We start from the raw sequence: 1,103 nt of genomic DNA, 5'->3' as shown, positions 1-1,103 counted from the left end.
CGCCTGCGCATTTGCGCCCACCGTGCCGGGCCGTTAGGGTGGGGGCATGAATGTTTCCCCCGTTGTACCTGTCGTCCTTCTGCTGGCCCTGGCCGGCTGCGCCCGGCAACCCGATGCGGTATCGCATGACATCGCCAACGCACCGGCCGATGCCTTCCTTGCGGCGGTTGCCGCGCATTGCGGCAAGGCCTATGAAGGCAAGGTCATCGTCAACGAGCCGCGCAGCGACGCGCCGGACCCGTTCGAGGGCAAGCGGCTGGTCATGCATGTACGTGGGTGCGAGGACCCTGCGCATCAGGTGCGCATCCCGTTCCATGTCGGCGACGACCACTCGCGTACCTGGGTGATCAGCCGCACCGACACCGGCCTGCGCCTCAAGCACGACCATCGCCACCGCGACGGCAGCCCCGATGCGGTCACCCTGTACGGCGGCGACAGCAAGCCGCCGGGGACCGCGCAACGCCAGGTGTTCCCGGTGGATGCCGATTCGGTGGCGATGTTCCGCAAGGCGGACATGCTGCCGTCGGTCGAAAACACCTGGGCGATGGAGATCGAGCCGGACCAGCGCTTCGTCTACGAGCTCACCCGGCCCGGTGGGCGCCGCTTCCAGGTGCAGTTCGACCTGAGCAAGCCGGTGGCGCTGCCGCCGGCGCCGTGGGGCAGCGACGCCGCCCCACGCTGAAACCGGTTCACGTCGGCTGGATGACGGGCGTGGTTGCCGGCCATTGCCGGCAACCGGTCGCCTTCAGCGGACGCCGAACCGCGCCCGGCAACCGTTGCTGACCCACAGCGTGCCGTTGCGGTAGCCCCAGCTGCGGCCTTCCACGCAGGCGCTGCCGGACAGCTGCTGGACCAGCACCGGACGGCCCTGGCGGGCTTCCCAGGCGCAGGTCTGCTCGCGGTTGCTGTTGCTGCTGCAGGTCACGCTGTAATTGCTGTTGCCGCCGCCACCGCCGCCGCCCCAGTTGCCGCGGGCTTCGGCGAATTCACCGCGGCAGCCGCGGTTGACCCAGATCGCGCCATTGCGCACGCCCCAGGTCTGGCCCTGCACGCAGGCCGTGCCGGAAATCTGCCGGACCAGGGTGGCATTGCGCCAGCGCGTG

At 69.8% G+C, this 1,103-nt stretch carries 2 protein-coding genes; one reads left to right on the top strand and one right to left on the bottom strand.

The window, feature by feature from the left end; genetic code table 11:
- Positions 1–46: 46 nt before the first annotated feature.
- Positions 47–682, top strand: coding sequence for a hypothetical protein (locus RTO53_RS15915; RefSeq protein ID WP_312238715.1), 636 nt, complete (start codon positions 47–49; stop codon positions 680–682).
- 63 nt (positions 683–745) lie between these two features.
- On the opposite strand, the gene RTO53_RS15910 is transcribed toward RTO53_RS15915, so the two are convergent.
- On the bottom strand, positions 746–1,103 hold a 358-nt coding region (locus RTO53_RS15910; protein WP_312238714.1), incomplete at its 5' end, for a DUF3011 domain-containing protein.

It is taken from the genome of Stenotrophomonas sp., from assembly GCF_031995405.1.
Lineage (GTDB): Bacteria > Pseudomonadota > Gammaproteobacteria > Xanthomonadales > Xanthomonadaceae > Stenotrophomonas.
The sequence above is the reverse complement of the archived record's forward strand: the minus strand, read 5'-3'. Positions and strand labels throughout refer to the sequence as shown.

Bases quoted from the DNA above. Each gene is read 5' to 3' on its own strand.
- RTO53_RS15915 (WP_312238715.1), top strand. From the start codon at position 47: ATGAATGTTTCCCCCGTTGTACCTGTCGTCCTTCTGCTGGCCCTGGCC.